The 13,817-nt window shown below is 36.0% G+C and carries 12 protein-coding genes; 4 read left to right on the top strand and 8 right to left on the bottom strand.

The window, feature by feature from the left end:
- Positions 1-137: 137 nt before the first annotated feature.
- The 8 genes from G7051_RS02265 to G7051_RS02300 form a co-directional block, all read right to left on the bottom strand.
- The gene (locus G7051_RS02265) at positions 138-719 is read right to left on the bottom strand and encodes a LemA family protein (protein ID WP_166110378.1); all 582 of its coding nucleotides are present in this window, start codon (positions 717-719) and stop codon (positions 138-140) included.
- Positions 720-841: 122 nt separating this feature from the next.
- Positions 842-2,242: a chromosomal replication initiator protein DnaA gene (dnaA, locus tag G7051_RS02270; protein WP_166110381.1), complete on the bottom strand. Its 1,401-nt coding sequence runs from the start codon at positions 2,240-2,242 to the stop codon at positions 842-844.
- A 299-nt stretch (positions 2,243-2,541) separates the two neighbouring features.
- A complete protein-coding gene (locus tag G7051_RS02275) occupies positions 2,542-3,435 on the bottom strand; it encodes an MlaD family protein (protein WP_166198212.1) in 894 nt (297 codons plus the stop codon).
- A 136-nt stretch (positions 3,436-3,571) separates the two neighbouring features.
- Complete coding sequence (locus G7051_RS02280) at positions 3,572-4,924, bottom strand: N-acetylmuramoyl-L-alanine amidase (protein ID WP_166198213.1); 1,353 nt, start codon at positions 4,922-4,924, stop codon at positions 3,572-3,574.
- Between the two features lie 61 nt (positions 4,925-4,985).
- The gene (locus G7051_RS02285) at positions 4,986-5,993 is read right to left on the bottom strand and encodes a 2-hydroxyacid dehydrogenase (protein WP_166198215.1); all 1,008 of its coding nucleotides are present in this window, start codon (positions 5,991-5,993) and stop codon (positions 4,986-4,988) included.
- 195 nt (positions 5,994-6,188) lie between these two features.
- Complete coding sequence (gene rny / locus G7051_RS02290) at positions 6,189-7,718, bottom strand: ribonuclease Y (RefSeq protein WP_166110393.1); 1,530 nt, start codon at positions 7,716-7,718, stop codon at positions 6,189-6,191.
- 216 nt (positions 7,719-7,934) lie between these two features.
- Positions 7,935-8,237, bottom strand: coding sequence for a cell division protein ZapA (gene zapA, locus G7051_RS02295; protein ID WP_166198216.1), 303 nt, complete (start codon positions 8,235-8,237; stop codon positions 7,935-7,937).
- A gap of 13 nt (positions 8,238-8,250) precedes the next feature.
- Positions 8,251-8,547 carry a hypothetical protein gene (locus G7051_RS02300; RefSeq protein WP_166198218.1) on the bottom strand — a complete coding sequence of 99 codons (297 nt, stop codon included), beginning with the start codon at positions 8,545-8,547 and terminating at the stop codon, positions 8,251-8,253.
- Positions 8,548-8,746: 199 nt separating this feature from the next.
- Between G7051_RS02300 and G7051_RS02305 the strand changes: the two genes are divergently transcribed.
- From G7051_RS02305 to G7051_RS02320, 4 genes are all read left to right on the top strand, one after another.
- On the top strand, positions 8,747-9,184 hold the full coding sequence (locus G7051_RS02305) for a septal ring lytic transglycosylase RlpA family protein (RefSeq protein WP_166110401.1): 438 nt from the start codon (positions 8,747-8,749) through the stop codon (positions 9,182-9,184).
- 138 nt (positions 9,185-9,322) lie between these two features.
- Complete coding sequence (locus G7051_RS02310) at positions 9,323-12,265, top strand: calcium-translocating P-type ATPase, PMCA-type (protein WP_166198219.1); 2,943 nt, start codon at positions 9,323-9,325, stop codon at positions 12,263-12,265.
- Between the two features lie 412 nt (positions 12,266-12,677).
- Positions 12,678-13,364: a hypothetical protein gene (locus G7051_RS02315; RefSeq protein ID WP_166198220.1), complete on the top strand. Its 687-nt coding sequence runs from the start codon at positions 12,678-12,680 to the stop codon at positions 13,362-13,364.
- A gap of 48 nt (positions 13,365-13,412) precedes the next feature.
- Positions 13,413-13,766 (top strand): P-II family nitrogen regulator, encoded by a 354-nt coding sequence (locus tag G7051_RS02320; protein ID WP_166110407.1) that lies wholly within the window; start codon positions 13,413-13,415, stop codon positions 13,764-13,766.
- The last annotated feature ends 51 nt before the right edge of the window (positions 13,767-13,817 follow it).

Here is a 13,817-nt window from a genome sequence, read left to right on the forward strand (position 1 = left end):
GAAATAAGTAGCTATTTGCTCTACACCCCCAACCCTAAATTGGTTGGAAATCTTCAAATATAATATATATTAAACAAACAAGTTCGATATAAGTTATATATACCGAACCCATTCACATAATTTATTTTACTATTAAACTAAAACTGAACTGTGGGAGCTGTCTGGCTTCCGGCCTCAGCCTCGAAATATCCTTTCTGGGTAAAACCAAACCACCCTGCCCATATTGTTTGCGGAAACTTTCGTATATACTGATTATAGTCTTTTACTACCTCATTATACTTATTGCGCTCTACTGCAATACGGTTTTCTGTACCGGCCAATTCATCCTGCAATGCCAAAAAGTTTTGATTCGCTTTTAGATCCGGATATTGTTCCTGCACCATCAATAATTTTCCCAAAGCAGCACTTAATTGCCCTTGAGCTTCTTGATACTTTTTAAGGTTTTCTTCCGACAAGTCTTCTGCATTCACTGTTATCTGTGTTGCTTTGGCTCTTGCATTAACAACCTCTGTCAAAGTCTGTTCTTCATGTGTAGCATACCCTTTTACGGTAGCCACCAAATTAGGTATAAGATCAGCACGACGCTGATAAGCATTCTGCACCTGTCCCCATTGAGAGGAAGTAGCTTCTTGCTTTTCGACCATCGTATTATACGAACAGCTAGATAAAAATACACTTGCTAAAATTGCAATCAGAAAAGTAAACTTTACAGTCTTCATAGATACATTTTTTTTAACTCTTATAACTAGTAAACACTAAAGAGAGTAAGTTGTTTAAATAAATCAAATATATTTTCAAGGAAAAGTATTCAAACAAAAAAACCGAGACTAGCTCGGTTATATTATTTCTTTAAGACTTTTTCTATCTCATCAAGATCATCTCTAAAGGATTTATCAACCTGAAGCTGGTCTTTTACGGTTTTACAAGCATGTAATACTGTAGCATGATTTTTCTTCCCGATTACTGACCCAATCTGAGCTAACGAAAGTTCGGTGTATATTTTTGACAAATACATGGCAACTTGACGAGCCTGTACGATCTCTCTCTTTCTGGATGCAGTTTGCAACAATTCGGTTTTGATATTAAAATGCTTACAGACTACCTCCGAAATACTATCAATTGTAACCTTTTTCTTTTCGATCTTACGGATAGCCTGACCGATGACGCGCTTAGCTAAAATCAAATCGACTTCCTTATTATAGATTACAGAATATGCCATTAGTGAAACAATAACACCTTCTAAGTCACGAACATTCTCTGTTACATTATCGGCTATAAATTCTACAACATCAGCCGGAATCGCCAACCCGTCATGAAGAATCTTATCGTGAAGAATTTTGGTTCTTAAATCAAAATCAGGGTTTTCTAATCTTGTGGTAAGTCCCCATCTGAAACGAGTGAGTAAACGTTCCTCAACACCTTGTAATTCAGAGGGAGCTTTATCGGAAGTAAGAATCAACTGCTTATTGTTTTGGTGTAGATGATTGAAAATATGGAAGAACGTATTTTGAGTTTTCTCTAAGCCTACCAACTCCTGAATATCATCTATGATAAGGACGTCTATACCTTGATAGAAATTTATAAAGTCATTTACGGTATTGAAACGGGTAGCATCCGTATATTGCACTTTAAACAAGTGTGCAGAAACATACAATACCTTCTTATCCGGAAACATATCTAAAATACGTGTTCCGATAGCATGACAAAGGTGAGTTTTTCCAACTCCTGACGTTCCATGCACAAACAAAGGATTGAATGCTGTCTTTCCTGGATTGTTTGCAATAGTTTCTCCCGCTGTTCTTGCTAATTTATTACTAACACCTTCGAAAAAATTATCGAACGTATATTTAGCATTTAGCTGAGAATCGAAATCTACAGATACCGTTTTTTGAAAAGGGTTAGGGATTCGATTTGCTTGTTTGGGTGTAATTTTTTCAACACTCAAAGATTTTGTATCGCCCCTGTAATCAACATGAGTATTGGTTGTATTCTCAACAAGTATACGATAGTTAAGAATAGCCTCAGGACTAACTTCACGGTGCAAAGTCATTCTGAGTAGATCCACGAATTTGTCTTCCAAATATTCATAGAAAAATTGACTTGGAACCTGTATTGTAAACACACTGTTTTCAAACGAATGTGGCACAATAGGAGAGAACCAAGTTTGATAAGTTATCTCAGAAACATTATCCTTGATAACATTCAAACATTTATTCCATAAAAAATTGACATTATTATTCATCGAGATCTGCAATACTACTTTTTGATTTCTATACTATTTTATTTCTTTCCTGTTACGGTAATACAAAATTTGAAAATAAATTCAATTTAAACAAGTGCTAATAAATTTGGTTTTTCGGATACAGTATATATCATTGTAAATAAGCGATTTAAACCAGAAACAAATTACACACATATAAGGTTTTATCTCTCAATCGTTTACAAGATATTAACAATAATAAGAACGACTTAAATCCGCATTAAAGGATTATAAACAATTTATTGCATTTTGTTTTTATTTAGAACAATTCTAAATAACGATCAAAAAACTTTCACATTAATATATCGTGACGGATTCTCTTTCACATCCTTTAATAATAGCGAAGCATTCCCCATAGTCACGTTTAAGCTATCGTAAAGTGCTCTATCATTGAGTAAAAGCCCCAAAGAACTATCTTTACTATTGAGCTTGCTTGATAGACCTTGTATATTCTTAAGGGTAGAATCTATTGAGGTATAAGATGATACCAAATCGATTGATTTTAATTGACTGGTCATTCCTGCCAGATCATTCGAAACGGTAGTCATATTATTAGTCATAGTAGGAATATTCTTATTCAAACTCAGCATCATTTGATTCAATTGCTTTGAAGAAACAGCTAAATCAGAAGTAATGACTTCTACGTTTTCTAAAGATTTTACCAATGCTGGATTATTGACAAGAAGCTGCAAGCCCATCAATATAGAATCAATCTTAGGAACTAAAGCTCCAACCTGTGGTAGCACATCGGCTCCGATTGACTCCATCATTCCTGCAACACGTACACCAGGAATGCGATCGTCGAAAGTATAGTATTCTTCAGTATAAGGATTTTGCTCCAGTACAACAGTTGCATTACCCATCAAAGAAACATCTAACTTTACCTTACTTCCTTTATTGAGTTTTACACCTTTATCAAGATTTAGAACAACAGCTACTTTATTAGCTGTATCGTTTTCTAATTTCATAGAATAAACCAACCCAACCTGAAAACCATTCAATACGACAGGTGATGATAGAGTAAGCCCTGTTACATCATCAAAGACAACAGTGTATGAATTGGATGGTTTAAATATATTGATACCTTTCAGAAAGTTTATGCCAAAATATAATATAAATAAGGCAACAACAAATGCAATACCAATTTTAACTTCTTTCGAGAATTTCTTTTTCATATATAATCTTATTCAATTAAACCCTATTTAATTTTTTAAAGCCTCAGGCCTTCTTATTGCGTTGAAAACCATAACAGCAAAAGCTGCTATAATCAGAAAGTATACCAATCAAATACCTCTTCAATCAAGTCAACGCTTATTTAATGCGTACATTATTTTTAAATCGAACAATAAATGCATCCTTAAATTTTGTACGAACTTCCTTTTGTAACCTTAAAGCTTCGGCTTCAGTTGTAGCCGAACCATATGTATACTTATAGGTTGAGCCATCCATATAAAAACCAACAGGTGATAACCCTTTAAACTTAGGTGAGTTGGAAGCAAATTTCGAACCTCCTGTCAAAAATTGAACTCTATACTCTATCGTACCAGAAGAAACAACAGACTTTGTATTATTGTTCACATTTGAAGAAGTTTTAGTTTCCTTCGAAGGAGCGACTGAATTAGACGACGATACTGATTCTGTTTTTCTAGTTTTTTCCTGCTTTACTGCAGGTTTCCGATCTCGACTATTCGTATTCGTTAATTGAGTGACATCCGTATTTTTCGATATATACTTAGGTCTATTATTAGAACTTGCCGGAGTTGATTTGTTCGTATCCTGAGAAGATGTATTGTCATTATCATCCTCATTGCTATCTTCTATTAATATTATATCATTCGCTCTTGCTGATTCTTTCTTCGTTACACGAGAAGTTCCAGCATATGATTTACCTTGCTTCTTATCGAATTCCTTTTTATACTTTTGCAACCCTGAAAATATCGCACTTGCCATATTTCTCTGTCCGGTCGAGGATGTTAGATATTTAGCTTCTGTCGGATTATTGATAAACCCAAGTTCTATAAGAACACTAGGCATACCTGATTCTCGCAAAACAAGAAAACCTGCTTGCAAAACACCTCTGTCGACCCTTCTTGCGACTCCCGTGAAACCACTTTGTACATTGCTTGCAAATTGTAAACTTTGCTCCATGTACTTGTCGGTCATAAACTCGAAAATGATGTTTGATTCGGGAGAGTTAGGGTCAAAACCTTCATAGCGCTTCGTGTAATTATCTTCTAACAAGATAACCGAGTTCTCGCGTTTTGCAACTGCTAAATTCTCTTCACTCTTTGCCAATCCCAGAATATAGGTATCAGCACCCGATGCCGTAGTTACTTTGGCTGCTGTAGAATTGGTATGTATCGATATAAAAAGATTGGCTTTTGCCTTATTTGCTATATCAGCACGTTTATATAAATCCACAAACACATCCGTTTTGCGAGTATAAACGACTTTTACATCCGGCATGTTCGATTCTATCAATTTACCAAGAGCCAGAGCAACACCCAGGTTTATTTCTTTTTCTTTATAAGTACCTCTTACAGCTCCACCATCTTTGCCCCCGTGACCTGCATCAATTACTACTACAAATTTATCATCTGCTGCATTAATTGCCGTACACATTACCCAAAATAGGACGGTAAAAACTAAAAATATTTTCTTCATAAAACTATCGTAAGGTCTCAAACCTTAATATTACTTAATGATCAAGGATACAATAAATTTATTATTTCGGTTGATAAACAACTTCATTTTTAACTTCTTTTCCAGCAAAGAAATCTGAAATATTTTCGAAAGTAGTATTCGCGATATTCCCCATAGCCTCCTGAGTAAAGAATGCTTGATGCGACGTTAAGATTACATTATTAAATGATAGTAATCTCGCCAAGACATCATCAGTCAACACACTATCTGAGCAGTCTTCATAAAAATAGGCACCTTCTTCTTCATACACATCAAGTCCAGCATAACCCACTTTTTGACTTAGCAGTCCTTCAATCAGATGTTTTGTATGAATAAGTTTTCCACGGCCTGTATTTATAATCATAACGCCATTTTTCATTTTAGCGATAGATTCTTCACATATCAGATATTCAGTTTCTTTAGTCAATGGGCAATGTAAAGTAATTACATCCGAAGTAGAATATATTTCATCTAAAGATACATATTTCACGTCGTTCTTCTCAGCAAACGCATAATCAGGATATAGGTCATATGCCAAGACATTCATTCCCAGACCTCTCAAGACACCTATTACTGTTTTTCCGATTTTACCTGTACCAATAACCCCTACAGTTTTGCCATACATATCAAATCCCATGAAACCATTTAGAGAAAAGTTCCAATCGCGGGTTCTGATAAAAGCTCTGTGCACTTTACGGTTCAAGCACAACATAAGGGCTAATGTATGTTCGGCTATTGCATGAGGAGAATAATCCGGCACACGGGCTACTTTTATTTTCCCGGCAGTATAAGCGATATCTACATTATTAAAACCGGCGCAACGCAATGCTATAAATTTAACCCCCATTTCGCATAGTCTATCAATTACATATGCATCAACATTGGCATTAACAAATATACAAACGGCATCAGCCCCTCCGGCCAATACTACATTATGCCTGTCTAGATGTTCTTTATAAAAGCTTAATTCGAAGCCGTATACTTCATTAACTCTATTAAATGTATCTTTATCGTAAGGCTTTGCATCAAATACAGCCACTTTGTATGCCATAACATTTATTAGTTATATGTTTATAATCTGATTTCCTTCTACAAATGTAACAAAATATGCGTTAATATATAGTATTCAGAAGCTTGTTTCAGATAAAATATATCTAAGCCCAGCCAGTTTATTTATTAAACAACAAAGAGGCTCTTCATAGAAGAACCTCTTTATTACTTATATAGCTTTAATTGCTTAAAAATCTTATTTAGCGAAACTTACAGCTCTAGTTTCTCGAATTACAGTAATCTTCACTTGTCCGGGATACGTCATCTCGTCTTGAATTTTCTTAGCTATTTCAGCTGACAATTTTTCTGTTTCCACATCATCCACTTTGTCTGCTCCAACAATAACACGAAGTTCACGACCGGCTTGTATTGCATATGTTTTTAACACACCCGGATAAGACATTGCCAATTGCTCCAAATCATTCAAACGCTTGATATAAGCCTCTACGATCTCGCGACGTGCACCGGGACGTGCTCCCGATATAGCATCACAAACCTGAACAATTGGTGCTAGCAATGTTGTCATTTCGATCTCATCGTGGTGAGCACCTATTGCATTACAAATATCAGGTTTTTCTTTATATTTTTCGGCAAGCTTCATACCTAACAATGCGTGAGGTAATTCCGGCTCATCATCCGGCACTTTACCTATATCATGTAACAGACCTGCTCTTTTTGCTTTCTTCACGTTAAGACCCAATTCAGCTGCCATTATCGCACATAAATTGGCTGTCTCACGAGCATGCTGCAATAAGTTTTGACCATAAGACGATCTGTATTTCATTTTACCGATCATACGGATCATTTCGGGATGCAAACCGTGTATACCTAAATCGATAGCTGTTCGCTTACCTGTTTCAATTATCTCTTCTTCAATTTGTTTCTTAACTTTAGAAACAACTTCTTCGATTCTTGCAGGGTGAATACGTCCGTCTGCTACCAATTGGTGCAGTGCTAAACGTGCGATTTCTCTTCTTACAGGATCAAACCCTGAAATTACAATTGCCTCAGGAGTATCATCTACCACGATTTCAACACCCGTAGCAGCCTCAAGTGCTCTAATATTACGTCCTTCACGTCCGATGATACGTCCTTTAACTTCGTCCGAATCAATATGGAAAACAGTAATGGCATTTTCAATTGCTGTTTCTGTAGCAACTCTTTGTATGGTTTGAACTACAATTTTCTTAGCCTCTTTATTGGCCGTCATTTTAGCCTCTTCTACAATCTCGGTAATAAACGACTGTGCATCAGATTTCGCCTCATCTTTTAAGGCTTCCACCAATTTAGCTTTTATTTCGTCTGCCGACAATCCCGACAGAGCTTCAAGTCTTTCCACTTCTTGCTTGTGAAGCTTATCAAGATCTTGCTTTTTCTTATCGACTATTTCCAACTGACTATCAAGGTTGTCTTTGATAGCTTCTACTTCGCTTTTTCGGCGTTGTATTTCTTCTTGCTTTTGATTGAGTGTTTGCTCTCGTTGCTTTACTTTATTTTCGGCAACCTGCAATTTCGAAGTACGGGCATTTACTTGTTTTTCAAACTCCGCCTTCATTTGTAAGGCTTGCTCTTTTACTTCGAGTAATTTATTTTTCTTAATTACCTCAGCTTCACGTTCCGATTCTTCAATACGTCTTTTTAGTCTCGCATTTGTTACAAAGTTAAGAACGAGCCAAGCTACTACTACACCTCCAATGAAGGCGATTATCGTAAATACTATTTCCATAGGGCTCTTTTAAATTTCAAATTTATATATCTGCTATGATATTCTTATGTTTAATTAGTTAACTATATTCTGACTGCACAATAGATGATTGTATCTCATAGTCTATTGTATACAAAGCCTGAGGCTTTAAAAACAAAAAAACTAATCGAAAAAGAAACAGAAAACTGCTCATTCCCAATTAGCGCAAGTGTTTTAATAGCAAAGCAAAAAGAAATACTACTTAGAATTTTTAAGGTAAATATCCAATTCATCAATCAGGGATTTGACCTTATCCTCAAACAACTTATTATTAGCCTCGAGTTCTGCGGTATCCGACAGCGCCTGGATGGTAGTCATCGTTAGATAATCTCTTTCCAGCAAGCTTTTGGATTCAGACTCGGCAAAATAATTCCTATATTGATTCGTTTTCTTTTCTATTGCCACAGCGGCATCCCGGTATTTCTTTTCATCTTTACGATGAATTTTCAACCGATACGACCGATCTAAGACACGTAATGTTATGATAAAATGCTCACTCATGATCTATCTGCCTTTATATTTTCAATAACGCGATACATTTATCTACATCCTGCACTAATTTCAACAATCTTTTTTTTGCTTTATCAACACCTTCCTGATCAGTCCCGGTTAATGTCTTTGCAAATTTCAGGTTATTGTATCTCAAATTCAATTGTTCCAATTGGGTATTGATACGATTTACTTCTCCGTCTTTCTCCTCCAATTGGACCCTCAAGTCCTGATTCTCTTCTTTCAAAGAATCACACAGATACATCAGTTGACGCAATCTAAACTCAAGTTCCGAGAGCAATTTCTCATGCTTTTCTGCCATAAACAATTAAATCAACACAAAAATACAGATATTTGTGAATAAACAAAAGATTACAGCCACTTTTATATTACAATAAACTTTAAATAACATGTTTGATTATCAATCAGAACAATAAGTCTTAGCTCTTTTTATACATTACGGATATTGATAATTCCTGAATTATAATATCTTTGTAACTGAAATAGACTCAATAAGAAAGATGAAAAGAACTCTTACTCTACTATTATTTCTGTCTTTGTGTGCAGTAATAATCAATGCACAAACCCCTTCCAATGTCGAAACAGGTAAAGCGACTTATTATGGCAAGAAGTTCAATAATCGCAGAACTGCCAGTGGAACAGTCTACAAAAGAGATCATTTTGTATGTGCTCATAGAACATATCCTTTCGGCACAAAACTTCTCATAAAAAATCTCAAAAACGAAAAAGAAGTTATAGTTGAAGTTATAGACCGTGGCCCTTTCAAAAAAGGAAGGGTTATCGATATATCATATATTGCCGCCAAAGAATTGGATATGATACATCATGGAGTTACAACGGTAGAGGTATCGGAGTACATAGAACCCGATACTTTATCCATACTGGAAGCAGCTAATTCTATAAAAACGGATACGATAATTGAACCTCTTATAAACTAAGATTGTTTATATCAATTCACCACAGGGTATAATTAAGGTTAATCGCATAATAGAAACTTAATTATGAAACGCCACAATAAGTAATCCAACATTTTTTCAATACTGAATAAAAACTAAACTCTATTTTTATATTAATTTATGGAACATAAAAATCACCGCACAGGACTTACCGATGCGCAAGTTCTCGAAAGCCGGAAAAAGTACGGAGAAAACGTGCTTACCCCTCCCGAAAAAGAACCGCTATGGAAACTTTTTCTGGAAAAATTCGAAGATCCGATTATTCGTATATTACTGATTGCTGCATTTCTTTCATTAGGAATAGCAATAGTAGAACACATAACCAAAGGTGAAGGACATTACTCTGAAACAATTGGTATTTTTTGTGCCATATTCTTGGCAACCGGAGTTGCTTTCTGGTTTGAAATGGATGCAAATAAAAAATTCGACATCTTAAATCAAGTGAACGATGACGACCTAGTGATGGTTATCCGTAACAACAATGTATGTCAGGTATCAAAACGTGACATTGTGGTTGGAGATACTGTTTTACTTGAAATAGGAAATGAAGTTCCTGCTGATGGAGAATTAGTAGAAGCTGTTAATGTGCAGATGGACGAATCGTGCCTGACAGGAGAGCCAAGCATCGATAAAACCATCGACCCCAACGAATTTGAAGAAGGAGTTACCTACCCTTCCAATTATGTATTGCGTGGTACTAAAGTGATCAACGGTCATGGAGCGATGATTGTTGCCAAAGTAGGTGATGCTACTGAATTTGGACAGGTTGCCGAAAAATCGGCTGAAATGGTCGAAGGTCAGACTCCACTTAATCGTCAATTAGATTCTTTAGCTAAATTTATCGGTGTTGTAGGTATGGTATTGGCTGTACTCACTTTTGCTGTACTATTTATCAAAGATATCTTTTTCAACGCCTCTCCCGATGCTCCACAATATTCTCTTGGACAATTAGGATTAGTGGGTGCTGTAATAATAGGTGCTGTAATTGCCTTATCTAAGGTGTGGATTCCAATAGTATACGATGCTTTTGAATTAATGGGCAAGGATAAAGAAATTCCTGACAGTGTAGAAAACGGTGGTTGGTTCAAATGGCTCGGTATCGGAGTTCTTACATCTATAGTTCTGGCTGCCATAGGTTTTGCTTTTGGTGTAAATCCGCTAGAACCAACTTCATGGGTATCGCTGGATACTGCGGGACATATTTTACAATATTTCATGGTAGCCGTAACATTGGTTGTAGTTGCCGTTCCCGAAGGACTTCCAATGAGTGTAACTTTAAGCTTGGCTCTTAGTATGCGTCGTATGCTAAAAGCAAACAACTTAGTACGCAAAATGCATGCTTGCGAAACAATGGGAGCAACAACTGTTATCTGTACCGATAAAACAGGAACGCTTACCCAAAACCAAATGCAGGTTTCTTATACCAATTTCTATAGTCTTCACGACCAGAAATTAGGAGAGGATGAAACCAGCAAAATGATTATCGAACATATTTCAACCAACTCTACTGCATTCCTCGATTTTTCGGATGCTTCGAAAGCTAAAGCTTTGGGAAATCCAACGGAAGGAGCTTTACTTTTATGGTTGAACAGCAATAATATTAATTATCTGGATGAGAGAGAAAGCACAAAGGTTATTGAACAACTTCCTTTCTCTACCGAGCGTAAATACATGGCTACAATCGTAGAATCAAATGCTTCTGCGAAATCAAGAAAGATCATGTACATAAAAGGTGCTCCGGAAATTATTCTCGGAAAATGCTCTGTTGTTCAAACAGAGAACGGATCGGTACCTGTATCTGAATTGAAAGAAAAGATAGAAGAGCAACTTTTGCAATATCAGAATCAAGCAATGCGTACATTGGGCTTTGCTTACAAAATTGCAGATGAATCGACTGCTATAGATGCTCATGACAAAGATTTCATCTTCCAAGGCATCACTGCTATATCTGACCCCGTTCGTGCAGATGTACCTGATGCGGTAACAGAATGTCTACAAGCAGGCATCAATGTGAAAATAGTTACCGGTGACACCTATGCGACTGCCCGCGAGATCGGACGCCAGATAGGTATATGGAAAGATGATAAAGATTCTGACCTGAATATTATAACAGGTCCTGACTTCGAAGCTTTATCAGATCAAGAAGCTCTCAATAGAATAAAGGGTCTTAAGATAATGTGTCGTGCACGTCCGTCCGACAAACAACGTTTAGTATCATTACTGAAACAATCGGGCGAAATTGTAGCTGTTACAGGTGATGGAACAAATGATGCTCCGGCACTTAATCATGCTGACGTAGGTCTTTCGATGGGATCGGGAACATCCGTAGCAAAAGAAGCCAGTGATATCACTTTACTGGACGATTCATTCAGCAGTATTGCTGTTGCTGTTATGTGGGGACGTTCGCTTTATCAAAATATACAACGTTTCATATTATTCCAGTTAACAATAAATGTTGCTGCACTTCTTCTTGTATTCTTAGGTTCTATATTTGGACACGAATTGCCTCTGACGGTAACTCAGATGTTATGGGTAAATCTTATCATGGACACATTTGCTGCAGGAGCCTTAGCTTCATTACCTCCTAACCCGAATGTAATGAATAACAAGCCTCGTAAGAACAGTGACTTTATTATTACACCTCCGATGAGAAGCAAAATCTTATTTGTCGGTTTAATATTTGTAGCTGTTTTAATGGCGATGCTATTCTACTTTAATGTACAAGCAAATCTGTATACATTCTTCGATTATATAGATGCAGACCATCGTTATGCTTATTTCTTGTCCTATTTCTTTACTGTATTCGTTTTACTACAGTTCTGGAATATGTTCAATGCAAAAGCTTTCCAAACCGGAAAATCAGCCTTTGCAGGAATGAAAGATAGCTTCGGATTTATAATCGTGGCAGGAATTATATTGGCAGGACAAATGCTTATCGTAACATTTGGTGGAGATGTATTCCGTACAGTTCCTCTACTTGCTAAAGATTGGGGAATCATTATAGCTGCTACATCTTCAGTATTGTGGATAGGTGAACTTGGTAGACTATTTACAAAAAAGTAATTACTAATTATTCTACATAAGAAAAGGATAAATAACAGAGTTATTTATCCTTTTTTCATTTAACCCCATTAAAAAAAAGCGAATATACATAATCGACAAAACAAATATCTCAGGTTGCTCACGTGAACAACCTGAGATATTTGTTTTTTTATGATCAATAAAAATAGAAACAAGCACAAGTTCGATCATTTAGACACAAAACGGGAATAAAACAAACTATTTGATAAAATATTCTATTTAAAACTTCCAAATCAAAACAAAAAGATCTACTTTTACGTTACAAACAAATTATATGATAGCAATCAGCAAAATTTAATTTCAATTTTCTCAACAAATAACAATATTAACATCTTTAAATATTTAGACCATGAGGGGTAAAAAGTGTTTTTTAGGTTTAATTGCTTGTTGTTCAATGTTCACAAACGAAGCTTCGGCTCAATCAGAGACCGGATCAAAATTAAAAGCCAATCTTTCAGCAGATCTTGTTAGCAGCTATGTTTGGCGTGGTATTAAGCAAGCTGCCGGAGCAAGTGCCCAGCCTGCAGTTTCGGCTTCTTTAAACGGGTTTACTCTTGGTATATGGGGCTCAGTAGATGTAACCAGTAATGATCATAAGGAGGTTGACTTTTATGCCTCTTATACTTCTAATAATATAATTTTTACAGCCACAGATTATTGGTGGGATGGCGAAAATGCATTTCATTATTTCAGTTCTCCTACAGATGGAAACGTTGGACACTCTTTCGAAACTGCTCTCGCATACACTCTCCCTCAATCATTTCCTCTCAGCGTATCATGGAATACGTTTCTATTCGGTAAAGCCAATAAAAAAGCAAACGGAGATAATTCATTTTCAACCTATATCGAATTTAATTACCCTTTTGCAATTAAAGAAGTAGGATTTAGAATAGGAACCGGCTTTACTCCTTGGGCAAGTACCATTTATGGAACTGATAAATTCAGCTTTACATCGGTGCATCTAGGAGCATCCAAAGAAATAAAAATAACAGAATCTTTCAGCGTTCCCATATTTGCCAACGTAATTGTGAATCCGGTTCATGAAGATATAAATTTTGTATTTGGAATAACACTCAGATAAGTTCGAATCAAACAAATAAACATATATAACAAAATAATAAACCGAAGTATGAAAAAAATTGAAGCCATTGTTCGTAAATCTAAATTTACTGAAGTACGAACAGCCCTACACGCAGCTGATATAGACTTCCTTTCATGGTGGGATGTGAAAGGACAAGGTGATGCTAAACAAGGATTAATATTCAGAGGTATCGCCTACGATATTAATGCCATCGACAGGATCTACATATCATTTGTAGTCAGAAATATTAATGTTGAAAAATCAATCGATGCAATACTAAAATCGGCATTTACTGGAGAAAGCGGAGACGGACGCATATTTGTTTCGTCAATAGAACAATCGATACGAATTCGCACAGGTGATCACGGAGACGAGTCTCTTTATAATAAAGAAGAAGAATAAGGTAAAAAGAGGTTATTAGGTAAAAACATCAAAAAGGTAAACGTGATTATG

This window comes from Dysgonomonas sp. HDW5B (genome assembly GCF_011299335.1).
Taxonomy (GTDB): Bacteria; Bacteroidota; Bacteroidia; order Bacteroidales; family Dysgonomonadaceae; genus Dysgonomonas_A.